Genomic DNA, 26,517 nt, shown 5'->3' with positions numbered 1-26,517 from the left:
ATTAAAAACCACTCTATGAGTGGCTTTTTTTACAATCCTGCAAATTCTTTGATTTCTTGTGCTGACATGGAGGAGTCGCAACGGACATTGATTTGGCCATCAGCAACATGAACGAATCCCGGAACAGTTGGGATACCATAGTGTGAACGGAAATCTTGCAAAGCATTGAGTTGGCTAGGTTCTTCGCTATTGATGAAGTAGATGTGTGCTTTGGTTTCAGCTACGACGCCTGCTAATGTACCAGCAAATTTACGGCAGTAAGGGCAAGTTTTGCGACCGATGAAGAAGGTTGCAGTTTCTTTCTTATCGAGTGCTTCTTGGGCGCGTGAAACTGTAGTCACTTCAAGATCTTTAATATCTTCTAAAAACTGATTCATAAGAATACCTCTCTTTTTTTGATAAAACTAGTATGCCACAAAGTTTCTAAAATTGCTCGGATTTGATACAAAAAAAAGATGAGATTGGTTTATCTCATCTTTTAGCTTGCTTATTTTACAAAGGCATTGATTTCTGCTTCGATGTTGGCAATCTTAGCTTGTGAATCTTCATTACTTTCACCCACAACGGCAATGTAGAACTTGATTTTTGGTTCAGTACCGGAAGGACGAACTGCAATCCATGAACCATCAGCAAGAGTGTATTTCAATACATCACTTGGAGGAGTCGTCAAGGCTGTTACGGTACCGTCAGCAGCAGTAGAAGTTTGTGCTTTGAAGTCTTCTACGACTGTGATTTCTGTTGCGTTCCATTCTTTTGGACCATTTTCACGGAATTTCGCCATAATTGCTTTGATTTGCTCAGCACCGTCAACACCAGAAAGAGTAACAGAGATTGTCTTCTCAGCATAGTAGCCATACTCTTTGTAGATTTCTTCGATACCGTCAGCAAGTGTTAAACCACGAGAACGGTAGTAGGCAGCAAGTTCAGCAACAACAAGGACTGCCTGGATGGCATCTTTATCACGTACGAATGGTTTGATCAAGTAACCGAAGCTTTCTTCAAATCCCATCATGTAGGTGTGGTTGTGTTTTTCTTCGAATTCTTGAATCTTTTCAGCGATAAATTTGAAACCAGTCAAGACGTTGAACATGGTTGCGCCGTAGCTTTCAGCAATCTTCGTTACCAAGTCAGTTGATACGATAGACTTACATAGGGCTGCATTTTCAGGAAGAGTTCCAGCGTTTTTGTGGGCTTCCAAGATGTATTTAGCCATGATGGCACCGATTTGGTTACCTGAAAGGTTAAGGTAGCTACCGTCTTTTTGAAGGACTTCAACACCGACACGGTCAGCATCAGGGTCCGTCGCAACAAGAACATCAGCACCAACTTTGCGTCCGAGTTCTTCAGCAAGGGCAAAGGCTGCTTGACTCTCTGGGTTTGGAGATTTAACCGTTGAGAAGTCTGGGTCTGGAGTTGCTTGCGCTTCAACAACTTGAACAGAATCAAATCCTGCTTGGGCAAGAGCGCGACGTGCCAACATTTCACCAGTACCGTGAAGTGGTGTGTAGACAATCTTCATGTCTTTACCAAATTCTTCAATCAAGGCAGGGTTGATGTTGACATCTTTTACTTCTTTAAGGTATTCAGCATCAATAGCTTCACCGATGACTTCAATCAAGCCAGAAGCTTTTTCAGCTTCAACATCAGCAACTTCAACAGCAAATGGATTTTCAATCGAACGGATGTAAGTTGTCAAAGCGTCTGCATCGTGTGGAGGCATTTGACCGCCGTCTTCACCGTAAACCTTGTATCCATTGAACGGAGCTGGGTTGTGGCTAGCAGTAATCATGATACCCGCAAAACAGCTGAGGTGACGAACTGCAAATGACAGTTCTGGAGTTGGACGAAGGCTTTCAAATACGTAAGATTTGATACCATGTTTTGCAAGAACTGCCGCAGATTCAAAGGCAAACTCAGGTGAGAAGTGACGGCTATCGTAGGCAATTGCCACACCGCGTTCTTTTTCATTTCCACCTTTTGACTCAATCAAACGAGCCAAACCTTCAGTCGCTTGACGGACAACATAGATATTGATACGGTTAGTACCAGCTCCAATCAATCCACGCATACCAGCAGTACCAAATTCAAGATTGGTATAGAAGGCGTCTTCCTTTGTCTTTTCGTCCATGTTTTCCAAATCTTGACGAAGGTAGTCTGGAAGTTCAGCAAAATCAAGCCATTTTTGATAGTTTTCTTGGTAAGTCATTGAGCGTCTCCTTTTATTGTAAATTGTTTTAATCGGTTTCATTATACCATGATTTAGGATTTTAGTAAAACGTTAGCATAGTCGCTATTACTCGTATCGAGCTTTTTTCATTTCCTTAAAAAAGGATAAACAAGAGTTTATAACTAAACGGTTTCAAATTGAATTCCTAATAAATTTAGAAAAATATATAGAAAAAATTTTCAAAGAAAAAACGTGACTTCCTATTGATTCTCTAAGAAGAAGCTTCTATACTTAAAATAATTTTTTGGAAAAATTTAAGCTATTATTCTATAATTTTAAGTTTTTTTTAAAAGGTTCGGTTTCTATTTTGAATTTTATTATCGCTATGGTAGAATATAGTAAATAATAAAAGGAGATATTCTATTATGAAAAAAATTCTTAAGCATTCTGCTTTGCTGGTATCAGCTTTAGCACTTGTTGCTTGTGGATCAACAAAGAAGGCAAGCGACAACGGTACTGCCTCAAACTCCAACTTTGAAGTATCTGTTAAAGATGGTATGTTTGTATTGCCTAAAGATGAAGATTCATCTTCAAGCTACCTTGCTCTTCAGGTTGAAATCAAAAACAACCGTGATAAAAAGTTCAGTTTCACTAGCCGCGATATCACCCTTTACAATGAAAAAGATGAAAAAGTAGAACCAATTCAAATCTATGAGAGTGACAGTAAGACTAAATTCATGTCTTATGGAGATAGCATCTCTAAAGGTAAGAGTGTAGCTGGTTATGTTGTTTATGAAGTAGACAAAGATGCTAAATATGAGCTTCATTTTGCACCTAGCTTCTACGAAGATATCAAAGAGGACTCTAAAAAGAATAACGACGTAGCTATCAAAGTTGATCCAAGCAAATACGAGGATCACATTGATGAAGCTAAAGAAGTAATGAAAAAATATGTCGATGCCGTTTACCTTAATGGAGAAAGCTCTGGTGGCGGAACGAACTTAAGTACATCTGATAACAAGGCTCAAGTCGTATCCCTTGCAGATGATAAAAAATCTTCTGATGGTGATGCTGAATTTACAAATGATGTGAAGGCTGATAGAGAAGAGTTCATCAAGAAATTTGTAGAATCATTCGGAAAAGGTTTCTACAACTACAAACCATCAGACGCAGAGCTTCGTACATTTGCTGAGGCGTATATCAAAGCAAACTCTAAACGAGCAAAAATTGATTACAAAGTTAAAACATACTTGCCAGACTACGCAGTTATCTATGTAAGACCTGAAACGATTGACTTAGATAACTTGAATGTTTATGAATTAAGCCGTAAATTCTACGACGAAAACAAAGGTAAGTACAGCAACTATTCAGAAGCTATGAAAGCTGGTGAGAAGTATATTTTAGAAAATGCTCCAAGCCAATTTGAATCAACTCCTCTAGATACTAGTAATAGTATGAGAAAAGAGGGTTATGAAATCAAAATGACGAAGAAGGATGGTAAATGGACAATCGATACCTCTTCTAAGAACTATGATTTAAAAGATATGGCTCGCACATTCCGTGGAGGCATTGGATACTAAAATAAAAAGTTCGAGTTTATACTCGAACTTTTTTCATTGCAATTGTCTAAAATTGAAAAAGATAGTAAAATAGAATCATGATTATTTTACAAGCCAATAAAATTGAACGTTCTTTTGCAGGAGAGGTTCTTTTTGATAATATCAATCTGCAGGTAGATGAACGCGATCGGATTGCCCTTGTTGGAAGAAATGGGGCAGGAAAGTCGACTCTTTTGAAGATTTTAGTTGGAGAAGAGGAGCCAACTAGAGGGGAAATCAATAAGAAAAAAGACAACTCTCTTTCCTACCTAGCCCAAGACAGCCGATTTGAGTCTGAGAATACCATTTATGACGAAATGCTCCATGTTTTTGATGATTTACGGCGTACGGAAACACAACTGCGTCAGATGGAGTTGGAGATGGGTGAGAAAACTGGAGCTGAACTAGATAAACTCATGGCAGACTACGACCGTTTGTCAGAGAATTTTCGTCAAGCTGGCGGTTTTACCTACGAAGCAGACATTCGAGCGATTTTAAATGGTTTTAAGTTTGATGAGACTATGTGGCAGATGAAAATTGCTGAGCTTTCAGGTGGTCAAAATACTCGGCTTGCTCTTGCAAAAATGCTCCTCGAAAAACCAAATCTCTTGGTCTTGGATGAGCCAACCAACCACTTGGATATTGAAACCATTGCCTGGTTGGAAAATTACCTAGTCAACTACAGTGGCGCTCTCATCATTGTTAGTCACGACCGTTATTTCTTGGACAAGGTTGCAACAATTACGCTCGATTTGACCAAGCATTCTTTGGATCGCTATGTGGGGAATTACTCTCGATTTGTTGAGCAAAAAGAACAAAAAATGGCAACTGAGGCAAAAAACTATGAAAAACAGCAGAAGGAAATCGCTGCTCTGGAAGACTTTGTCAATCGCAATCTAGTAAGAGCTTCGACAACCAAACGTGCCCAATCGCGCCGTAAACAACTGGAAAAAATGGAGCGCTTGGATAAACCTGAAGCTGGTAAGAAATCAGCTAATATGACCTTCCAGTCTGAAAAAACATCTGGTAATGTTGTCTTGACAGTTGAAAATGCAGTCATTGGTTATGATGGGGAAATTTTGTCAGAACCGATAAATCTTGACCTTCGTAAAATGAATGCTGTTGCGATTGTCGGACCAAATGGGATTGGGAAATCAACCTTTATCAAGTCAATCGTTGATCAGATTCCTTTTATCAAGGGAGAGAAGCGATTTGGTGCTAACGTTGAGGTTGGTTACTATGATCAGACTCAAAGTAAGCTAACACCAAGTAATACTGTACTCGATGAACTTTGGAATGATTTTAAACTGACACCTGAAGTTGAAATCCGCAACCGCCTAGGTGCCTTCCTTTTCTCAGGAGATGATGTTAAAAAATCAGTTGGCATGCTGTCTGGTGGTGAACGTGCTCGTTTGTTGCTTGCTAAACTGTCTATGGAAAACAACAACTTCTTGATTCTTGATGAGCCGACCAACCACTTGGATATTGATAGCAAGGAAGTGCTAGAAAATGCCTTGATAGACTTTGATGGAACCCTTCTGTTTGTCAGCCACGACCGTTACTTTATCAATCGCGTAGCTACTCATGTTTTGGAATTGTCCGAAAATGGTTCGACACTCTATCTAGGAGACTATGACTACTATGTTGAAAAGAAGGCAGAAGTAGAAGTGAGTCAAGCTGAGGAACTTTCTACTAGCAATCAAGAAAAAGAAGCAAGTCCATTTAATGATTATCAAGCTCAGAAAGAAAGTCAGAAAGAAGCCCGCAAGCTCATGCGTCAAATCGAGAACTTGGAGGCAGAAATTGAAGAATTAGAAACCCAAAGTCAAGCCATCTCTGAACAAATGTTGGAAACCAATGACGCTGAACAACTCATGGAGTTGCAGGCTGAACTGGAAAAAATCAACCATCGTCAGGAAGCGGCTATGCTTGAATGGGAAGAATTATCGGAGCAGGTGTAAAGATGAAACATCTAGGAAAGGTATTTCGTGAATTTCGAACAAGTGGGAAGTACTCCTTGAAAGAGGCGGCAGGTGAATCATGTTCAACCTCTCAGTTATCTCGCTTCGAGCTTGGGGAGTCTGATCTAGCAGTTTCTCGGTTCTTTGAGATTTTGGACAATATTCATGTGACTATTGAAAATTTCATGGACAAGGCTAGGGATTTTCAAAATCATGAACATGTTGCCTTGATGGCACAGATTATTCCGCTTTACTACTCAAATAATATTGCAGGTTTTCAAAAGCTTCAAAGAGAACAACTTGAAAAGGGTAAGAGTTCGACCAATCCCCTCTATTTTGAGCTGAATTGGATTCTGCTACAAGGTCTGATTTGTCAAAGAGATGCTCATTACACGATGAGTCAGAGTGATTTGGAAAAGGTAGCAGATTATCTTTTTCAAACAGAAGAATGGACTATGTATGAGTTGATTCTTTTCGGGAATCTCTATACTTTCTACAATGTGGACTATGTGGCTCGGATTGGCAGAGAAGTCATGGAGAGGGAAGACTACTACAAGGAAATTGGTCGGCATCGAAAACTTGTTTTGATTTTAGCTCTTAACTGTTACCAGCATTGTTTGGAAAATCGGTCCTTTGCGGATGCGGACTATTTTGAGGGCTATGTGGAGAAGTTGATTGGAAATGGTATCAAGCTTTATGAGCGCAATATCTTCCATTATCTTAAAGGTTTTGCCCTCTACCAGAGAGACTTGAAAGAAGAAGGTTGTAGTCAGATGCAGGAGGCTATGCATATTTTTGATGTGCTTGGACTTCCAGAGCAAGTGGCTTACTATCAGGAACATTATGAAAAATTTGTAAATGCTTAAATTTCCCAAATAAGGGAAAAATAAAGAGACTCCTTTCAGTTTTGATACAATAGTTTCAAAATTTGAGAGGAGCTTTTTATATGAATCGACATGCAATCCAGTTGATTAGTCGTGGGGCTATTAATAAGATAGGAAATATGCTCTATGATTATGGAAACAGTGTTTGGTTGGCATCAATGGGGACGATAGGACAGACTGTTCTTGGTATTTATCAAATTTCTGAGTTGGTTACATCGATTCTGGTCAATCCCTTTGGTGGAGTGATTTCAGATCGCTTTTCGCGTCGCAAAATTTTGATGACGACAGACTTGATTTGTGGTATTCTCTGTTTAGCTATTTCTTTCATCAGAAATGATAGATTGATGATTGCTGCCTTGATTTTTGCCAATATTGTTCAGGCGGTTGCCTTTGCATTTTCTCGTACAGCCAATAAAGCCATTATAACTGAGGTTGTAGAGAAAGACGAGATTGTGACCTATAACGCTCGCTTAGAGCTCGTTTTGCAGGTTGTAGGAGTTAGCTCCCCTGTACTTTCTTTCCTCGTTTTACAATTTGCCAGTCTCCATATGACGCTCGTTTTAGATGCCATTAGTTTTTTCATTGCATTTGTTCTAGTGGCTCTCCTTCCTCGAAAAGAAATCCAAGTACATGAGAAAAAGAGTTTTAGTTGGAAAGACATCTTTGTTGATATGAAGGCTGGAATACACTATATTTGGCATCAGCAAGAGATCTTTTTCCTTTTGGTAGTAGCTTCCAGTGTTAATTTCTTTTTTGCAGCCTTTGAATTTCTCCTCCCTTTTTCAAATCGACTATACGGGGTTGAAGGAGCTTATGCAACTATTTTGACTATGGGCGCTATTGGTTCGATTATCGGAGCTCTTCTTGCTAGTAAGATAAAAGCAAGTGTTCATAGCCTTTTGATTTTACTAGCTTTGACTGGTACTGGAGTTTTTATGATGGGGTTACCACTGCCAACTTTTCTTTCCTTTTCTGGAAATTTAGTTTGTGAACTATTTATGACAATGTTTAATATTCATTTTTTTACTCAGGTTCAAACCAAGGTTGAAAGTGAATATTTGGGCAGAGTATTGAGTACTATTTTTACTTTAGCTATTCTCTTTATGCCAATTGCAAAAGGCCTTATGACAGTGTTGCCAAGTGTACATCTTTCTTCTTTCTTGATAATCGGAAGTGGAGTTGTCTTCTTGTCCTGTATATCTCTCATTTATGTTCGAAATCGTTTTAAAAAAAAGGTATAAATCTCCTTGCCTTAAAAAATATTTCACTATTAACTATTTTTTCAGCCCTTCTCCATTGTGAGGAGGGCTTGGTTTGTGGTAAAATGGTTTTATGAATAAAAGAATGAATGAGTTAGTTGCCTTACTCAACCGCTATGCGAGCGAGTACTATACGAGTGACAATCCTTCGGTTTCAGATAGCGAGTACGATCGCCTCTACCGAGAGTTGGTCGAGTTGGAAGCTGCCTATCCAGATCAAGTTTTAGCAGACAGTCCAACCCATCGTGTTGGTGGTAAGGTTTTAGATGGTTTTGAAAAATACAGTCATCAGTATCCTCTTTATAGTTTGCAGGATGCTTTTTCACGTGAAGAGTTAGAAGCTTTTGATGCGCGTGTTCGCAAAGAATTACCTCATCCTACTTATATCTGTGAGTTGAAAATCGATGGTTTGTCTATCTCTCTTACTTATGAAAAGGGGATTTTGGTCGCTGGGGCGACACGTGGAGATGGTTCTATTGGTGAGAATATCACTGAAAATCTCAAACGCGTTAAGGATATTCCTTTGACCTTGCCAGAAAAACTTGATATTACCGTTCGTGGGGAGTGTTACATGCCACGCGCTTCCTTTGATCTGGTCAACCAAGCTCGCCAAGAAAATGGAGAGCCTGAATTTGCCAATCCTCGTAATGCGGCGGCTGGAACTTTGCGTCAGCTTGATACAGCAGTAGTGGCCAAGCGTAATCTTGCGACTTTCCTCTATCAAGAAGCAAGTCCTTCTACTCGTGATAGCCAAGAAAAAGTCTTGAAGCATCTTGAACAGCTTGGTTTTGTAGTTAACCCTAAACGAATCTTGGCTGAAAGCATGGATGAGATATGGAATTTTATCCAAGAAGTAGGACAAGAACGGGAACATCTACCTTACGATATTGATGGAGTGGTTATCAAAGTCAATGACTTAGCAGGTCAAGAAGAACTCGGTTTTACAGTTAAAGCGCCTAAGTGGGCAGTGGCCTACAAGTTCCCTGCTGAGGAAAAAGAAGCCCAACTACTCTCAGTTGACTGGACAGTAGGTCGTACGGGTGTTGTGACCCCAACTGCCAATCTAACACCTGTTCAGCTTGCTGGTACGACCGTTAGTCGTGCGACCCTACACAACGTAGATTATATTGCTGAAAAAGATATTCGCAAAGACGATACGGTTATAGTCTATAAGGCTGGGGACATCATCCCTGCTGTCTTACGAGTGGTAGAGTCCAAGCGTGTTTCTGAAGAAAAACTAGATATTCCGACTAACTGTCCGAGCTGTGACAGTCAGTTACTTCATTTTGAAGATGAGGTTGCTCTACGTTGTATCAATCCTCGCTGTCCTGCCCAAATCATGGAAGGCTTGATTCACTTTGCCTCTCGTGATGCCATGAATATTACAGGACTTGGACCATCTATCGTTGAAAAGCTCTTTGCTGCTAATCTAGTCAAGGATGTAGCGGATATTTACCGTTTGAAAGAAGACGATTTCCTTCTTTTAGAAGGTGTTAAGGAAAAGTCTGCGTCAAAACTGTATCAGGCTATTCAAGCATCTAAGGAAAACTCAGCTGAGAAGCTTTTATTTGGCTTGGGAATTCGCCATGTCGGAAGTAAGGCTAGTCAGCTCTTGCTCCAACATTTCCATACGATTGAAAATCTGGCTCAGGCAGATCCAGAGGAAGTGGCAAGTATTGAAAGTCTGGGTAGCGTAATCGCCCAAGGCCTTCAGACCTATTTTGCTACCGAAGGATCAAAAATTCTCTTAGATGAGCTGAAAGAAGCAGAGGTCAATCTGGCCTACAAAGGTCAGACTGTAGTAGCAGATGCAGCCTTGTCAGGTTTGACAGTAGTTCTGACAGGAAAATTGGAACGTCTCACGCGCTCAGAAGCAAAAAGCAAACTCGAAAGTCTGGGAGCTAAGGTAACAGGCAGTGTATCCAAGAAAACAGATCTAGTCGTAGCAGGAACGGATGCAGGAAGCAAGCTCCAAAAAGCGCAAGAACTTGGTATCGAAGTTCGAGATGAAGCTTGGTTGGAAAGTTTGTAAAGAATAGCAGACAGCTAGGTCTTAGATAGTCAGAAACTACCTCTCCTGAAGAGTTTTTACATAGATTGAGTCTATTGTCAGTCAGAGATTAAATCGCTGAATCTATCAGCAACACATAAAAAAATTAAATTGAAATTAGAAATTAGGAAAAGAAATGTATAGATACCCAGTAGTCATCCATTTTCATCGAAAAAATGGGGATTATGCGACCTGTTCATATAGTAGAAAACAGGCGGACAATGTTGAAAAATTGTATTATGAGAATGACTTTTTTGGAGCAAAGTTCTCTTTCACAGTTACAAGTCAAGAAAAGTTAGAAAACCTAAAATTCTCAGTTGAGATTGATGGAAAAATTAAGGAATATCCAGTGCGTTATAACTACTATCCGCTTTTGACAGAAGTTTGGATTTTAGAGGGTGACGAGACGGTTTATTATTCTGAAAACCCAGCCATTGCTAGTCCTTACTACAAAGATCAAAATCCATTTGCTTTTGATAAAGCAATCCATAGCGCTAGCTACGATCACCACTGGGGCTATCAAGGAGAACTAGGTTACAGTCTTTCAGATTATCAGACAAGCTTTAAACTTTGGGCTCCTACAGCTACAGCTGTACAGGTAGTTGTTTATGAAAATACCAGCAACGATGCTCCGATTTGGAAAACCTATAATCTAGAGCGTGGGAATAGCTATTCATATAGTCATAAGTACAATACCATTGGTGTTTGGGGTCTGGATTTAGATGAGAATCTTGCTGGCAAGGCTTATCAGTATCAGATAGAATTCCCTCATCACAAGAGTTTGACAAGAGATCCTTATACAATTGCAACCAGTCCTGACGGAAAACGTTCTGTTATTCTCTCACACAAAGAGAGACAAGTAGATGGATTTGAAGTCAAACATGGGACAGAAGCTTCTTGGCGTTTGGAAAATCCATGTAAAGCCGTTATCTGTGAAATGCATATCCGAGATTTGACCAAATCTCCAACATCTGGAGTGGCAGAGCATCTCCGTGGAACCTTCCTTGGGGCTGCGCAGACAGGAACGACTAACCAATTCGGACAAGCAACCGCCTTTGACTATATCAAAGAACTTGGCTGCAACTATGTTCAACTTCAGCCTATCTTTGATCGCCATAAGGAATACGATGAGGATGGAAACGTAACCTATAACTGGGGTTATGACCCTCAAAACTACAATGCACCAGAACCAAGTTTCTCTAGCAATCCAGATGATCCAGGACAGGTAGTTCGTGATCTAAAAACCATGGTTCAGGCCTATCATGATGCAGGAATTGGTGTCATCATGGACGTGGTTTATAATCACACCTTCTCAACGGTTGATGCGCCTTTCCAGACAACTGTACCAGATTATTATTACCGCATGAACCGAGATGGAACCTTCCAAAATGGTACAGGTGTAGGAAATGAAACAGCCAGTGAACATGAAATGTTCCGTAAGTACATGATTGATTCTCTCCTATACTGGGTGAAAGAATACAATATTGATGGTTTCCGTTTTGACTTGATGGGTATTCATGATGTCAAAACCATGCAAGCAATTCGTTGGGCGCTAGATGAGGTTGATCCCCGTATTATCACCTATGGAGAAGGCTGGGATATGGGAACAGGTCTTGCACCTTATGACAAGGCCAAGAAGGACAATGCCTACCAGATGCCAAACATCGGATTCTTCAACGATGATCAGCGTGATGCGATCAAAGGAGGAGAAGTTTATGGTGCAATCAAGTCAGGATTTGTCAGTGGTGCAGCCACCGAACCAATCGTAGCCAAGGCTATTCTTGGTAGCCGAGAATTGGGCTCTTATCTGAGTCCAAACCAGGTTCTCAACTATGTTGAAGCCCATGACAATTACAATCTTCATGACCTGCTGGCGACGCTTCATCCTGATCAAAGTTCAGACCAGATTATGCGCAAGGTTGAGACTGCGACAGCAATGAACCTGCTCATGCAAGGAATGTCCTTTATGGAAATTGGCCAAGAATTTGGTCGAACCAAGTTAATTCCGACAGGTGAAGATGGACAACTCACTCCTGCAGACCGAGAACGTGCTATGAATAGTTACAACGCTCCTGACAGTGTCAACCAAATAAACTGGGATTTGATCAATGAAAGACAAGAGAGCATTGACTTTGTCCGTCAGATTATTCGACTGAAAACACAGACTAGCGCCTTTTCTTATCCTACATACGAAGAAGTTTACCGTCATGTCTTTGTCCACACGGCTGCAGAAAATAGCGGATGGATTGTTTACGAGATTCACGGGGGACCAGAACATCTATTGGTCGTATTTAATGCAAAGGGAACTTCCTTCTACTTTGAAAATGCAGGAAATCTAGAAATGCTTGTGACAAATAGTCGTTCAAAAGAGTCGAATGTAATCGACAATACTAGTGTCGCAGTGCTAAAAGTACTCTCTTAAATACATAAACTAAAAAGGGTTAGATTGTCTAATCCTTTTTGTTATGTATAAGTTTTCAATGAAGAGTAGAATTAAGTGTCAAACTATTTGAAGAATCAAGTTTGTGAAAAAAATCTCAAAATTTTCACAAAAAGGGTTGTAATTTTCTGAAAATTTGTTAAAATAAGTTTTAATCATTTTCAGGAGGAAGCGGATTTGACAAACTATCAGAATTTAGTAAACGGAAATTGGAAATCATCAGAGAATGAAATTACAATCTACTCTCCTATTAATCAGGAGAAGCTTGGTACTGTACCAGCTATGAGTCAGACAGAAGTTGATGAAGTGATGAAAGCTGGTCGAGCAGCGCTATCTGCTTGGCGTGATTTGGCACCCGTAGAACGTGCGGCCTATCTGCATAAGACAGCAGATATTTTAGAACGTGACAAGGAAGTAATTGGAACGATACTTGCCAAAGAGGTGGCAAAGGGAATTCAGGCAGCTATAGGAGAAGTAGTCCGTACAGCTGATTTGATTAGATATACCACTGAAGAAGGACTACGCATCACTGGTCAAGCCATGGAAGGTGGTGGCTTTGAAGCTGCCAGTAAAAATAAAATGTCCATTGTACGCCGGGAACCCGTTGGTATCGTACTTGCCATTGCTCCATTTAATTATCCTGTAAATTTATCTGCATCAAAGATTGCTCCAGCTTTGATTGCAGGAAATGTCGTTCTGTTTAAGCCACCAACACAAGGGTCTATCTCAGGTCTCTTATTGGCCAAGGCTTTTGATGAAGCAGGTATTCCAGCTGGAGTATTGAACACCATTACTGGACGTGGTTCTGAGATTGGAGATTACATTATTGAACACAAAGAAGTGAACTTTATCAACTTTACGGGTTCAACACCAATTGGTGAGCGAATCGGTCGCCTGGCCGGTATGCGGCCTATCATGCTTGAACTTGGTGGAAAAGACGCAGCTATTGTATTAGAAGATGCTGATTTGGAACATGCAGCCAAGCAAATCGTAGCTGGTGCCTTTAGTTATTCAGGGCAACGTTGTACAGCTATCAAGCGTGTATTGGTCGTTGATAGTGTAGCAGACAAATTAGCAGACTTACTCCAGACTGAAGTGGAAAAACTAACAGTTGGTAATCCTTTTGACAATGCTGATATCACTCCTGTTATTGATAATGCTTCAGCTGATTTCATCTGGGGATTGATTGAAGATGCTCAGGAAAAAGGAGCCAAAGCGCTTAGCCCAATCAAACGTGAGAATAATCTCATTTGGCCAGGACTTTTTGATTATGTCACAAGAGATATGAAATTAGCCTGGGAAGAACCATTTGGACCCGTTTTACCGATTATTCGTGTCGCAGATGTAGAAGAAGCGATTGCCATCGCAAATCAATCTGAGTTTGGACTTCAGTCATCTGTATTTACAAATGATTTTAAAAAAGCTTTTGAAATTGCTGAAAAACTTGAAGTGGGAACAGTTCACATCAATAATAAAACACAACGAGGACCAGATAACTTCCCATTTCTTGGTGTAAAAGGATCCGGCGCAGGGGTTCAAGGTATCAGATATAGTATAGAAGCCATGACAAATGTTAAATCTATTGTTTTTGATATGAAATAACCTTAAAAATCAGGACAAAATTCCTGATTTTATTTTCAATATAAATTTACTATAAAAAAGGAATACGAACAATAGTATATAAATTGAAAAGAATATATGTGAATAAACATTATTTTTTGCCAAATAGATGAAAGTACTTAAAATCTTAAGATAATTTTTTGAAGGTTTTCATAAAAATATAACATTAATTACGGAAATCTCTTGAAAGTTCCCTCAAAAGATAGTATAATAGAAACATAGAAAACGCTTACAAAAAGAAAGGGGATTGAATGAACAAATTTGAAGCTTTAAGAACCTTTACAACTGGAGAGAATATCCATCTTCAGCATTATCTCGGAGCACATAGAGAGGAGCTTAACGGAGAATTAGGGTATAGATTTAGAGTTTGGGCACCAAATGCTCAAGCAGTTCATTTAGTAGGTGACTTTACTAACTGGGTAGAAAATCAAATTCCTATGGTTCGAAATGAATTTGGGGTTTGGGAAGTTTTTACTAGCCTAGCTCAAGAAGGGCAAATCTATAAATACCATATCACTCGTGCAAATGGTCATCAGATTATGAAGGTTGATCCTTTGGCCCTCCGTTTTGAAGCACGCCCAGGTACAGGAGCTATTCTAACAAATATTCCTGACAAGAAATGGAAGGATGGTCTTTGGTTAGCTCGTAGAAAACGGCTAGGTTTTGCTGAACGACCAGTCAATATCTATGAAGCGCACGCTGGTTCTTGGAAGAGAAATCCAGATGGTAGTCCCTATAGCTTTGCACAACTAAAAGAAGAGTTGATTCCTTATCTTGTTGAGATGAACTATACTCACATTGAGTTCATGCCTTTAATGGCGCATCCGCTTGGTTTGAGTTGGGGCTATCAGCTCATGGGGTATTTTGCTCTAGAACATTGCTATGGGCGACCAGAAGAATTTCAGGATTTTGTTGAGGAATGCCATTTAAATAACATCGGTGTAATTGTGGACTGGGTTCCAGGTCATTTCACTATCAATGATGATGCTCTTGCTTATTATGATGGAACTCCTACTTTTGAATACCAAGACCACAACAAGGCCCATAACTACGGTTGGGGAGCTCTTAACTTTGACCTTGGGAAGAATGAAGTTCAGTCTTTCTTGATTTCTAGTATCAAACATTGGATTGAGTTTTATCATTTAGACGGTATTCGAGTAGATGCGGTTAGCAACATCCTCTATCTCGACTACGATAATGCCCCATGGACTCCAAATAAAGATGGCGGGAACCTCAACTACGAAGGTTACTATTTCCTTCAACGTTTAAATGATGTAATCAAGTCAGAGCACCCAGATGTGATGATGATAGCGGAGGAAAGTTCGTCAGCTACCCAAATTACTGGTTCGAAAGAGTCAGGTGGACTTGGCTTTGACTATAAGTGGAACATGGGCTGGATGAATGATATTCTTCGTTTCTATGAGGAAGATCCTATTTATCGTAAGTATGATTTTAATCTACTGACTTTCAGCTTTATGTATGTTTTCAAAGAAAACTACCTCTTACCGTTTTCACACGATGAAGTCGTTCACGGCAAGAAGAGTATGATGCACAAGATGTGGGGCGATCGCTACAATCAATTTGCAGGCTTGCGCAATCTTTACACCTATCAAATTTGCCACCCTGGTAAGAAATTGCTCTTTATGGGAAGTGAATACGGTCAATTTTTAGAATGGAAATCTGAAGAGCAATTAGAATGGTCAAACTTAGAAGATAACATGAACTCTAAGATGAAACACTTTACTTCGCAGCTTAATCAATTTTACAAAGACCATCGTTGTCTTTGGGAGATTGATACTAGCTATGACGGTATTGAAATCATCGATGCAGATAATAGAGACCAAAGTGTCCTCTCCTTTATTCGCAAGAGTAAAAAAGATGAGATGTTAGTCTGCGTCTTTAATATGGCACCAGTTGAACGTCAAGACTTTACAATCGGACTTCCTGTCGCAGGTGTCTATGAAGAAGTTTGGAATACAGAATTAGAAGAATGGGGAGGAGTGTGGAAAGAGCACAATCAAACAGTTCAAACTCAAGAAGGTTTATGGAAGGATTACAAGCAGACCTTGACCTTTACCCTGCCTGCTATGGGAGCAAGCATCTGGAAGATTAAGCGTCGTTTGAAACCGACTAAGCAAAAAGAGTAGAATGCTATTGATTAGGTAATGATGTAAGATGTTACTAGTTGGTTTACTTGGATTGGACTTGAAACACAAGAAAAATGGACTTCCTATTATTTTTATAAAAAGTTTGACTTCCGACCTTCTTACGATTTTAACGTTCACATGTCTATAAAAAGGAGTAGAAAATGAAGAATGAAATGCTAGCTTTGATCCTTGCGGGTGGGCAAGGAACACGTCTCGGAAAACTCACTCAAAGCATTGCCAAACCAGCGGTGCAATTCGGTGGGCGCTACCGTATCATTGACTTTGCGCTTTCAAACTGTGCTAACTCTGGGATTCACAATGTCGGTGTTATTACTCAGTACCAGCCTCTCGCCTTGAACAACCATATCGGAAATGGGTCCAGCTGGGGCTTGGATGGTATTAGTTCAGGGGTCTCAATCCTGCAACCTTATTCCGCAAGTGAAGGAAACCGTTGGTTTGAAGGGACCAGTCACGCTATCTACCAAAATATCGACTATATTGATAGTGTTAATCCTGAATATGTTTTGATCCTTTCAGGTGACCATATCTACAAGATGGACTACGATGATATGCTCCAATCTCATAAGGATAACAATGCCAGTTTGACAGTAGCTGTCCTAGACGTCCCTCTCAAGGAAGCTAGCCGTTTTGGTATCATGAATACAGATGCCAATAACCGTATCGTTGAATTCGAAGAAAAACCTGCGCAACCTAAGTCTACAAAGGCTTCTATGGGGATTTATATCTTTGACTGGAAACGACTTCGCAATATGCTTGTTGCTGCTGAAAAGAGCAATGTGGATATGTCAGACTTTGGGAAGAACGTTATCCCTACCTATCTCGAGTCTGGTGAAAGTGTCTATGCCTATGAATTTAATGGCTACTGGAAAGACGTTGGTACCATCGAATCACTCTGGGAAGCCAATATGGAGTACATTTCGCCAGAAAACGCCTTGGATAGCCGTAATCGTCAATGGAAAATTTACTCAAGAAACTTGATCTCACCACCCAACTACTTTGGAGCGCATGCACACGTTGAGGATTCATTGGTCGTGGATGGCTGTTTTGTAGATGGAACGGTTAAACGTTCGATTCTTTCAACAGAAGCACAGGTTCGTGAAGGGGCAGAAGTCGTTGATTCTGTCATTATGAGTGGGGCTATTATTGGCCATGGAGCAAAGATTACTCGTGCTATTATTGGTGAGGGTGCCATTATTGCAGATGGCGTAGAGATTGACGGAACTGACGAAGTACAAGTAGTAGGATACAATGAAGTAGTGGGGGTAGCAACAGATGAAGATTGATAAATATTCAGCCATTTTAGGAAACACAGTTGGTTTTCATGATATGTCAACGTTAACAGAACACCGTCCGGTAGCTAGCTTGCCTTTCGGTGGGAAATACCGTTTGATTGACTTCCCCCTTTCCAGTCTTGCAAATGCACGTGTTCGTAGTATCTTTGGTATTTTCCAACAAGATAATATCAGTTCAGTATTCGACCATATCCGTTCAGGTCGTGAGTGGGGCTTGTCCACCCTTCTAAGTCACTACTATCTAGGAATTTACAATACTCGTGTTGAAAGCAGTACAGTTGGAAAAGAGTATTACCAACAGCTTCTTACCTACTTGAGACGTTCAGGTTCAAACCAGACCGTTTCGATTAACTGCGATGTGCTGGTGAATATTGACTTGAATCAAGTCTTCCACCTACACAATACAACGAAAGGGCCGATCACAGTTGTATATAAAAAACTTCCGAAGAAAGACATTTCAGATGTGAATGCTATCTTGGAAATTGATGAAACTGACCATGTTCGTTCGCACAAACTCTTTGATAACAAATCTACGGATGAGCTCTTCAACATGTCTACAGATATCTTTGTTGTGGATACTCCTTGGTTGATTGAACGACTTGAAGAAGAGGCTCAGAAAGAATATCCTGAAAAGTTGCGTTATGTTCTCCGCGATTTAGCTGCAAAAGAAGGAGCTTTTGCTTACGAATACACAGGCTACTTAGCGAACATTCATTCTGTTCAGTCCTATTATCAAGCAAATATCGATATGCTTGAATCTAAAAAATTCTACTCTCTTTTCTCACCAAATCAAAAGATTTATACCAAAGTTAAGAATGAAGAACCAACCTACTATGCGAATACTTCAAAAGTAAGTATTTCTCAGTTTGCTTCTGGTAGTATCATTGAGGGTGAAGTAGTTCAGTCAGTCCTATCTCGTAACATTTATGTTCACAAAGATAGTGTGGTGAAGGACAGCATTTTATTCCCTCGAGTTGTGATTGGTCAGGGTGCCCAAGTTGAATATGCTATCTTGGACAAGGGTGTTGAAGTTGCGGACGGTGTTGTCATTCGAGGAACAGCAGAACATCCAGTTGTAGTTAAGAAGGGTGAAACAGTAACAGAGGACATTTATTCATGAAAATTTTATTTGTAGCAGCAGAAGGAGCACCCTTTTCAAAAACAGGTGGTTTGGGCGATGTCATTGGCGCACTTCCTAAATCACTTGTAAAAGCGGGGCACGAAGTTGCAGTTTTCTTGCCTTATTATAATATGGTAGAAGCTAAGTTCGGAGACCAGATAGAGGATGTTCTCCACTTTGAAGTTAGTGTAGGGTGGCGTAGACAGTACTGTGGTATTAAGAAAACGGTCTTGAATGGAGTTACCTTCTACTTCATTGATAATCAATATTATTTCTTCCGCGGTCATGTGTACGGTGATTTTGACGATGGTGAACGCTTTGCCTTTTTCCAACTGGCTGCTCTTGAAGCCATGGAACGCATCGGCTTTATCCCTGACCTTCTCCATGTTCATGACTACCACACAGCCATGATTCCCTTCTTGTTGAAGGAGAAGTACCATTGGATTCAAGCATATCAAGGAATCAGAACAGTTTTAACTATTCATAATTTGGAATTTCAAGGTCAATTTTCTGAAGGAATGTTGTGGGATTTGTTCGGTGTTGGCTTTGAACGCTATGCTGATGGCACCCTTCGCTGGAATGATTGCCTTAACTGGATGAAGGCTGGTATCCTATACGCGGATCGTGTCTCAACCGTATCTCCTAGCTATGCACATGAGATTATGACTAGTCAGTTTGGTTGCGGTTTGGACCAGATTCTTCGCATGGAGTCAGGTAAGGTTTCGGGAATTGTTAATGGAATCGATACTGATCTCTATAATCCAGAGACAGATGCTCTTTTAGACTATCATTTTGATAAGGAAGATTTATCTGGAAAAGCTCAAAACAAAGCAAAATTGCAAGAGAGAGTTGGTCTACCTGTGAGAGCAGATGTTCCTCTAGTTGGGATTGTCTCTCGATTGACCCGCCAAAAAGGCTTTGATGTTGTGGTAGAAAGCTTGCATCGTTTCTTGCAAGAGGACGTTCAAATCGTTCTTTTAGGAACAGGGGATCCTGCTTTTGAACATTCCTTCTCATGGTTTGCTCAAGTCTATCCTGACAAACTATCAGCGAATATCACTTTTGACGTCAAGCTCGCTCAAGAAATTTACGCAGCTTGTGATCTCTTCCTCATGCCAAGTCGTTTTGAACCATGTGGTTTGTCTCAAATGATGGCGATGCGCTACGGAACTCTACCATTGGTTCATGAGGTTGGCGGACTAAGAGATACAGTTCAATCCTTCAATCAGATCGAGGGAACTGGTACTGGATTTAGCTTTGACAATTTAACACCATACTGGCTTAACTGGAGTTTCCAAACAGCCTTGGATGTTTATAAGTACCAGCCGGACGTTTGGAGAAATCTACAAAAACAAGCTATGGAATGTGATTTCTCATGGGATACAGCTTGCAAGTCTTATCTTGACTTGTACCATAGTCTAGTCAACTAATAGATAAAATCGTATGATTCTTTCATACGATTTTTGGGCTGTTTAGAAAAGAGGAGAAGTGATGACTCAAGTAATGGGGCTCTGTGTTATGGATGTTGATGGCACCCTGATAGAAGAGGAAGTGATTGATCTTCTAGGAAAAGAAGCAGGTTGTGAAGCAGAAATTTCAGAGATTACCAATCAAGCAATGAGGGGAGAACTGGACTTTGAAACAAGCTTACGAGAGAGAGTCGCTTTGTTAAAAGGTCTTCCGATTTCAGTTTTGGATACAGTTTTCAAATCTATTCATCTTACCCAAAATGCTCAGGAATTTATCTCTATTCTCCAAAGGAATGACATTCTAGTTGGTCTCGTTTCAGGTGGATTTACACCAATAGTTGAGAGATTAGCAAAATCCCTTGGTATCTCCTATTTCTCTGCTAACCAGTTGGAAGTCAAAGACGGCTTTTTAACTGGAAAATTAGTCGGTGAAATTGTGACAGGTCAAGTTAAAAAAGCTACTCTTGAGAGATGGAGAAAGGAATTAGGACTTTCCAAAGAAAGAACGATTGCCATCGGTGATGGTGCCAATGACCTCTTGATGTTAAAGTCAGCAGGTCACGGTATAGCCTTTTGTGCCAAGGAGGTCGTAAAAGTCGAGATAGCTTGTCATGTAGATACGAGGGATCTTTTAGAAGTTCTTCCTTTGATTGATTTCTTAGAATGAGAGGGGACTATGAAAATTGTAATTGCACCTGATTCTTTTAAAGAAAGTTTGACAGCAGAAGAGGTTGCCAAAGCTATAAAAAGGGGCTTCGAACAGTCAATAGTGGATGTAGAATGTCTGCTCTGTCCAGTTGGTGATGGCGGGGAAGGAACTGTAGACGCTATTCGCCATTCTCTTGAACTAGAAGAAAAATGGCAAGAGGTGACGGGACCTTTTGGTCATAAAGAAGCAATGCGCTACTTTCAAAAAGGTCAAATAGCGCTCTTTGAAGTTGCTGATTTGGTTGGTCTTGGGAAGATTCCGCGGGAGAAACGAAATCCCCTCCACATCCAAACTCAAGGTATTGGAGAGTTGATTCGCCATCTCATTGATCAAGGGATGAAAGAAATTTATATCGGAGTTGGCGGTACGGCTAGTAATGACGGTGGGATAGGCATTGCAGCTGCTTTGGGTTATCACTTTTATGATAAGAAGGGAAAAGAATTGCCTGCTTGCGGTCAGACTTTGCTTGAGTTCGAGTCAGTTTCAGACAGTGAGTTGTATAGGATTCCTGAAAATGTGAAAATCCGCATTCTAGCAGATGTTGAGAGTCCCTTATGTGGTCATCAAGGTGCAACCTACACATTTGGCAAACAAAAGGGCTTGGATCCTGCTTTGTTTGAGACAGTAGATTTGGCTATACAGAGGTTCTATGAAAAATTCTCACCTTCAACCCTGTCTTTGAAGGGAGCAGGAGCTGGCGGTGGCATTGCTGCAGGACTCTGTGCCTTTGCTGAGGCCAGTATTGTATCTGGGATTGACACTTGCTTAGATTTGATTGGCTTTGACAAGAAGGTTGCAGGGGCCGACTTGGTTATCGTTGGAGAAGGCAGACTGGATAGCCAAAGCTTTGTTGGGAAAGCTCCTATCGGTGTAGCAAAAAGAACCCCTAACGGAGTTCCTGTTATCGCTATTTGCGGTAGTCTTTCTGAGGATTTGCCTCCTCTACCATTCGAAAATATACAAGCAGCCTTTTCAATTTTAGAGAAAAGTGAACCTTTGGAAGAGAGTCTGAAAAATGCAAGTCTCTATTTGGAGCACACAGCCACTAATATCGGTCATTTATTAAATATGAGGAAGGATTAACCTAACCATTTTTTCCAGATGGATTTTTTAGGCGTTTCTGTCTTTTTCTCCTCCCAGAGATTCGAAAATGCAAGTCTAAGGTCCTTTTCGTCTACTTGAACAGGTTCGTTCGTGTGAATGACAAGACCAAAAGGAGAAGTGATATGATCGTCTGAAACAATAGTCGCCTGGCAGTTGCTTTCCTTTGCTTGTTTTAAGTAAAAGACTTGTTTGTCAAACTCTATATTTGGAGAGATCTTCACAAAAAGTGCCTCTACCTTTTCTTGAAAACTCTCTAAAATAGAGAAAAATCCATGTTCTAATTCAAGACTATTGGCAGTACTGATATCCGCGTAGCCAAGAACTCTTTCCTCGAAAGTGCCGAGATAGCGACGTTGTTCGTCAGGGTTTAATTTCGGCCCACCATGAGCTTTTTCTAGTAGTTGTTTTGATAAATCTGTCATAAAAATAGTATATCACAAAAATCGCGAGAAAACAGACAAAAAGAAAGCGATTACTTTATAAAGTTAAGGAAAATTTGCACAAAGATAACGTTTTTTCTTGAAAAACGCTTATTTTTAAGGTATCATAGAGGTGTAAAAAATTTAACTCAAAGGAGAGTAAAAAATGTCAATTATTACTGATGTTTACGCTCGCGAAGTCCTAGACTCACGCGGTAACCCAACACTTGAAGTAGAAGTTTATACTGAATCAGGTGCTTTCGGACGTGGTATGGTTCCATCAGGAGCTTCTACTGGTGAACACGAAGCAGTTGAACTTCGCGACGGTGACAAATCTCGTTACGGTGGTCTTGGTACACAAAAAGCTGTTGACAACGTAAACAACATCATCGCTGAAGCTATCATCGGCTACGATGTACGTGACCAACAAGCTATCGACCGTGCTATGATCGCACTTGACGGTACTCCTAACAAAGGTAAATTGGGTGCAAACGCAATCCTTGGTGTGTCTATTGCTGTAGCTCGTGCTGCTGCTGACTACCTTGAAATCCCACTTTACAGCTACCTTGGTGGATTCAACACTAAAGTTCTTCCAACTCCAATGATGAACATCATCAACGGTGGTTCTCACTCTGACGCTCCAATCGCTTTCCAAGAGTTCATGATCTTGCCAGTTGGTGCGCCAACATTTAAAGAAGCTCTTCGTTACGGTGCAGAAATCTTCCACGCTCTTAAGAAAATCCTTAAATCACGTGGTTTGGAAACTGCCGTAGGTGACGAAGGTGGATTTGCTCCTCGTTTCGAAGGAACTGAAGATGGTGTTGAAACTATCCTTGCTGCGATTGAAGCTGCTGGATACGTTCCAGGTAAAGATGTATTTATCGGATTTGACTGTGCATCATCAGAATTCTACGATAAAGAACGCAAAGTTTACGACTACACTAAATTTGAAGGTGAAGGCGCTGCTGTTCGTACATCTGCAGAACAAATCGACTACCTTGAAGAATTGGTTAACAAATACCCAATCATCACTATCGAAGATGGTATGGATGAAAACGACTGGGATGGATGGAAAGCTCTTACTGAACGTCTTGGTAAGAAAGTACAACTTGTTGGTGACGACTTCTTCGTAACAAACACTGACTACCTTGCACGCGGTATCCAAGAAGGCGCTGCAAACTCAATCCTTATCAAAGTTAACCAAATCGGTACTCTTACTGAAACTTTCGAAGCTATCGAAATGGCTAAAGAAGCTGGTTACACTGCAGTTGTATCACACCGTTCAGGTGAAACTGAAGATTCAACAATCGCTGACATCGCAGTTGCAACAAACGCAGGACAAATCAAGACTGGTTCACTTTCACGTACAGACCGTATCGCTAAGTACAACCAATTGCTTCGTATCGAAGACCAACTTGGTGAAGTAGCTGAATACCGTGGATTGAAATCATTCTACAACCTTAAAAAATAATCGTTGATTTAACAACGTTTTAAGCCCGTCGGATTTTATCCGAAGGGCTTTTTATGTACAATACTTAAAAATGAAAAATAACTTATGGTATAATAGACAAAAACACTTGTATTAGAAAGAAATTATGTCTAAAGAAATTGATATTGAGTATTACCACCAACTAGCCTTGCAAAAGCAAAAGGAGCACCGAAAAGTCTTAGCCAATCTAAAGAAAAAACCTCCTAAAAACTTAGATAAGATAGCCCAGCAAATTCACGAAGAAGTTTTTGCTGAGATCGATTGCACTGCATGTGCTAACTGTTGCAAGACATTGGGACCTGACTTCAAAGAAGCCGATATTACACGTATTGCCAAGTATTTCAAGATGAAATTACCAGCCTTTGAAGCAGAGTTTCTCCAGGTGGACGAAGACGGTGACAAGGTTTTTAAATCCATGCCCTGTCCCTTTCTAGGAGGAGACAATCTCTGCTCTATCTATGATGTTCGTCCAAAGGCTTGTCGTGAATTTCCCCATACAGATCGTAAAAAGATCCATCAAATCAACCATTTGACGATTAAGAATACCTTGACCTGCCCTGCAGCCTATCTCTTTGTTGAGAAATTAAAGGATAAGTTATAGAAATTTACACCTTTAAATCTTGTACAAAGATTCTGGGGCGAAAGTATCTGATATCTGATAGACTATAGATAGAATTGAACACGGCCTAAAAGCTGTTCGAAAAAGAGAAAATTTCTAGAACTAGAAGCTATAGCGTCAATTTTTCTGTTTTCACTTTGCTTTTAAGGACTTTTGTATCTTGTGGAGGTAAGAACAAACGAATATGATGCATCAATTCAATCAAACCATGGATTATTTGGAGCAGCAGCTGACTGGAGAAGTGGATATGAAAAGATTTCAGCAGTTATCGGGCTATTCGTACCCTCTCTTTAGCAGACTTTTTTCCATTCTGGCAGATATGACCTTGGCAGAATACTTACGCAATCGCAGGCTGTCAGAAGCAGTGACAGACTTACGGGAAAGCTCTGAGAAAGTCATTGACATAGCTCTGAAATACGGTTATGACTCTGCGGATGCTTTCAGCGCAGCCTTCAAGAAATTCCATGGGGCAACTCCCTCAGAAGTTCGAAATGGAAAACCTTATCGGGTCTTTCCTAGACTTCAATTATCCTTAAAGATTACAGGAGGAAAGAACATGGATATCAAGATTCAAAAGAAACCTGCTTTTACTGTGGCAGGCGTCCTATTGGAAGCTATTGACAATAGCCAGTGTCCGTCTGCATGGGAGCAGCTCTATGCCAATCACAGCTTAGAAAGCCTAGAAGGTTTTGGGAGTGGCCAATCCTTTGGCGTCTGCTCGGATGTCAAAGAAGGTGAAATTATCGACTATATGGCTGCTTACGATGTGACGGATAAAGTAAAAGCAGAAGAATTGGGTCTGTCAATCAAAGACATCTCTGAAGCTGAATATGCAATCGTACCAGTCAAAGGCCCTATACCAGCAAGCATTCACCATGCTTGGAAATATGTTCTAGAGATTTTTTTCCCAGAAACTGGCTATCGCCACTCAGGAGCGCCAGACTTTGAAGTCTATACCGGGGGAGACATGTCGTCCCCAGACTATCAAATGGAACTCTGGATACCAGTGATCAAGGAATAGATCATTTTCTGCTTTTTTTAAAGATGCAAATCTGACTCTGTAGAAAGAACCTCTACAGAGTCTTTTATTGTGGAAATTCATGTCTGTAAAGCAAATATGCCATACTTTTTGTTTGGAATTTATGGGGCTTGCGAATAGTTTTCTCGGTATAATAGTCCCATATAAGATAAGGAGGCATGAATATGCAGATGTATTTTGGAGATGTGTCACTTTGCTATAGCTATTCATTGGCAATGGCACTAGAAACCTATGGTTATGACTTTAAAGCAGAGTTTTTAGAGGCAATTATGGTGATGGGAAATGGAGCTAGTATCGTAAAGGAAGATGAGCAGCACCCTCTAGTATTTTTTGATAATGGAATGCCAGATCTTTCCATCTCTCATTCCTTAAAAATACTTGGATTTGACTATGAGGATTTCTATATAAAAGATAGAACGGAAGTAGATTTGGAAGAGATTAAAGCAAAGTTGGAAACCTTTCTGTCCAATGGACCTGTCGTACTGGGACCTCTTGATATGGGCCATTTGACTTACAATCCCAATCACACAATCCTTTATGGTGTGGATCACTTCGTAACCGTGTATGGCATTGATGATCAGTATCTCTATTTGCATGATCCAGCTGGTTTTGCCTGTATGAAGGTTGCTTTTAATGACATATTAGAAGCATGGAAGGCAGAGGCTATTGACTATAAGCGCGGAGCATACTCCATGTGGGGAAATTTTAGGAAGGTAAAGAGTCCTAGTCAAACTGAAATCTATCAGGAAACGGCAAGGATTATGAAAAACCGATATCTGAATGGCCAAAACGGTGTTTTGGAATGTTATGCAAAAGCAGTTGCTGAAAATGGCTTAAATATGGAGCAAAAGCAATTGCATCAGTATTTCAGCTTCAAACTTGCGGCTGTTCGAAATCTCTATCTCAGTAAGTTCTTAAAAGATCATGATCCCGAAGGGGCAAGATTAAAAGAAGAATTGGCTTCTTTATTTGGCCAAGCTCACCTTTCGTGTTTAAAAGAAGAATACCAAGAACTAGCCCACTTGCTCTATCAGATAGCTGAAGTGGATGGTCGCTTTAGAGATTTATATGTAAACAAGCAAGTCTAGGGGTGCTCCTAACTTTTATAAA

The 26,517-nt window shown here is 40.3% G+C and carries 20 protein-coding genes; 17 read left to right on the top strand and 3 right to left on the bottom strand.

Going from position 1 to position 26,517, the window contains the following annotated elements; genetic code table 11:
* Nucleotides 1-29: 29 nt before the first annotated feature.
* The gene (locus HMPREF8571_RS07425; protein ID WP_001071324.1) at nt 30-377 is read right to left on the bottom strand and encodes a thiol reductase thioredoxin; all 348 of its coding nucleotides are present in this window, start codon (nt 375-377) and stop codon (nt 30-32) included.
* Between the two features lie 110 nt (nt 378-487).
* Nucleotides 488-2,206: a phospho-sugar mutase gene (locus tag HMPREF8571_RS07420; protein WP_000222128.1), complete on the bottom strand. Its 1,719-nt coding sequence runs from the start codon at nt 2,204-2,206 to the stop codon at nt 488-490.
* A 386-nt stretch (nt 2,207-2,592) separates the two neighbouring features.
* Between HMPREF8571_RS07420 and HMPREF8571_RS07415 the strand changes: the two genes are divergently transcribed.
* The 13 genes from HMPREF8571_RS07415 (at nt 2,593) to HMPREF8571_RS07355 (ending at nt 21,820) form a co-directional block, all read left to right on the top strand.
* Entirely contained in the window at nt 2,593-3,747 is a 1,155-nt protein-coding gene (locus HMPREF8571_RS07415; protein WP_000722101.1) for a DUF4352 domain-containing protein, read from the top strand.
* Between the two features lie 77 nt (nt 3,748-3,824).
* The gene (locus HMPREF8571_RS07410; RefSeq protein ID WP_000584897.1) at nt 3,825-5,726 is read left to right on the top strand and encodes an ABC-F family ATP-binding cassette domain-containing protein; all 1,902 of its coding nucleotides are present in this window, start codon (nt 3,825-3,827) and stop codon (nt 5,724-5,726) included.
* Between the two features lie 2 nt (nt 5,727-5,728).
* Nucleotides 5,729-6,592, top strand: a complete 864-nt coding sequence (locus HMPREF8571_RS07405; RefSeq protein WP_025168454.1) for an XRE/MutR family transcriptional regulator — start codon at nt 5,729-5,731, stop codon at nt 6,590-6,592.
* Between the two features lie 80 nt (nt 6,593-6,672).
* Nucleotides 6,673-7,851, top strand: a complete 1,179-nt coding sequence (locus HMPREF8571_RS07400; RefSeq protein ID WP_001079352.1) for an MFS transporter — start codon at nt 6,673-6,675, stop codon at nt 7,849-7,851.
* A 91-nt stretch (nt 7,852-7,942) separates the two neighbouring features.
* Nucleotides 7,943-9,901 (top strand): NAD-dependent DNA ligase LigA, encoded by a 1,959-nt coding sequence (ligA, locus tag HMPREF8571_RS07395; RefSeq protein ID WP_001042563.1) that lies wholly within the window; start codon nt 7,943-7,945, stop codon nt 9,899-9,901.
* Between the two features lie 154 nt (nt 9,902-10,055).
* The gene (gene pulA, locus HMPREF8571_RS07390) at nt 10,056-12,341 is read left to right on the top strand and encodes a type I pullulanase (protein ID WP_000286530.1); all 2,286 of its coding nucleotides are present in this window, start codon (nt 10,056-10,058) and stop codon (nt 12,339-12,341) included.
* 195 nt (nt 12,342-12,536) lie between these two features.
* Complete coding sequence (locus tag HMPREF8571_RS07385; RefSeq protein ID WP_000186351.1) at nt 12,537-13,961, top strand: NADP-dependent glyceraldehyde-3-phosphate dehydrogenase; 1,425 nt, start codon at nt 12,537-12,539, stop codon at nt 13,959-13,961.
* Nucleotides 13,962-14,230: 269 nt separating this feature from the next.
* Nucleotides 14,231-16,126 (top strand): 1,4-alpha-glucan branching protein GlgB, encoded by a 1,896-nt coding sequence (glgB, locus tag HMPREF8571_RS07380; RefSeq protein WP_001031700.1) that lies wholly within the window; start codon nt 14,231-14,233, stop codon nt 16,124-16,126.
* A gap of 161 nt (nt 16,127-16,287) precedes the next feature.
* On the top strand, nt 16,288-17,430 hold the full coding sequence (locus tag HMPREF8571_RS07375) for a glucose-1-phosphate adenylyltransferase (RefSeq protein WP_000787262.1): 1,143 nt from the start codon (nt 16,288-16,290) through the stop codon (nt 17,428-17,430).
* Nucleotides 17,420-18,559 (top strand): glucose-1-phosphate adenylyltransferase subunit GlgD, encoded by a 1,140-nt coding sequence (glgD, locus tag HMPREF8571_RS07370; protein ID WP_000687057.1) that lies wholly within the window; start codon nt 17,420-17,422, stop codon nt 18,557-18,559. Before HMPREF8571_RS07375 ends, glgD begins: the two co-directional genes overlap by 11 nt.
* Complete coding sequence (gene glgA, locus HMPREF8571_RS07365) at nt 18,556-19,989, top strand: glycogen synthase GlgA (protein ID WP_000697282.1); 1,434 nt, start codon at nt 18,556-18,558, stop codon at nt 19,987-19,989. The genes glgD and glgA overlap by 4 nt, the downstream gene beginning before the upstream one ends.
* 61 nt (nt 19,990-20,050) lie before the next feature.
* The gene (gene serB / locus HMPREF8571_RS07360; RefSeq protein WP_000195504.1) at nt 20,051-20,695 is read left to right on the top strand and encodes a phosphoserine phosphatase SerB; all 645 of its coding nucleotides are present in this window, start codon (nt 20,051-20,053) and stop codon (nt 20,693-20,695) included.
* Nucleotides 20,696-20,704: 9 nt separating this feature from the next.
* Complete coding sequence (locus HMPREF8571_RS07355; RefSeq protein ID WP_000706395.1) at nt 20,705-21,820, top strand: glycerate kinase; 1,116 nt, start codon at nt 20,705-20,707, stop codon at nt 21,818-21,820.
* On the opposite strand, the gene HMPREF8571_RS07350 is transcribed toward HMPREF8571_RS07355, so the two are convergent.
* Nucleotides 21,817-22,263, bottom strand: coding sequence for a DUF1694 domain-containing protein (locus HMPREF8571_RS07350; RefSeq protein WP_000131093.1), 447 nt, complete (start codon nt 22,261-22,263; stop codon nt 21,817-21,819). The two genes, HMPREF8571_RS07355 and HMPREF8571_RS07350, sit on opposite strands and share 4 nt — an antisense overlap.
* A 163-nt stretch (nt 22,264-22,426) precedes the next feature.
* On the opposite strand from HMPREF8571_RS07350, the gene eno reads away from it, so the two are divergent.
* The 4 genes from eno (at nt 22,427) to HMPREF8571_RS07330 (ending at nt 26,495) form a co-directional block, all read left to right on the top strand.
* Nucleotides 22,427-23,731 carry a surface-displayed alpha-enolase gene (eno, locus tag HMPREF8571_RS07345; RefSeq protein ID WP_000022813.1) on the top strand — a complete coding sequence of 435 codons (1,305 nt, stop codon included), beginning with the start codon at nt 22,427-22,429 and terminating at the stop codon, nt 23,729-23,731.
* Nucleotides 23,732-23,855: 124 nt separating this feature from the next.
* On the top strand, nt 23,856-24,350 hold the full coding sequence (locus HMPREF8571_RS07340; protein WP_000031471.1) for a YkgJ family cysteine cluster protein: 495 nt from the start codon (nt 23,856-23,858) through the stop codon (nt 24,348-24,350).
* Between the two features lie 202 nt (nt 24,351-24,552).
* Entirely contained in the window at nt 24,553-25,389 is an 837-nt protein-coding gene (locus tag HMPREF8571_RS07335) for an AraC family transcriptional regulator (RefSeq protein ID WP_000972220.1), read from the top strand.
* Nucleotides 25,390-25,571: 182 nt separating this feature from the next.
* Nucleotides 25,572-26,495: a hypothetical protein gene (locus HMPREF8571_RS07330; RefSeq protein WP_001178527.1), complete on the top strand. Its 924-nt coding sequence runs from the start codon at nt 25,572-25,574 to the stop codon at nt 26,493-26,495.
* Nucleotides 26,496-26,517: the final 22 nt, after the last annotated feature.

The organism is Streptococcus mitis ATCC 6249 (assembly GCF_000146585.1).
Taxonomy (GTDB): domain Bacteria; phylum Bacillota; class Bacilli; order Lactobacillales; family Streptococcaceae; genus Streptococcus; species Streptococcus mitis_AZ.
Note: the sequence above shows the minus strand (reverse complement) of the source record. Positions and strands in the feature narration are given on the sequence as shown.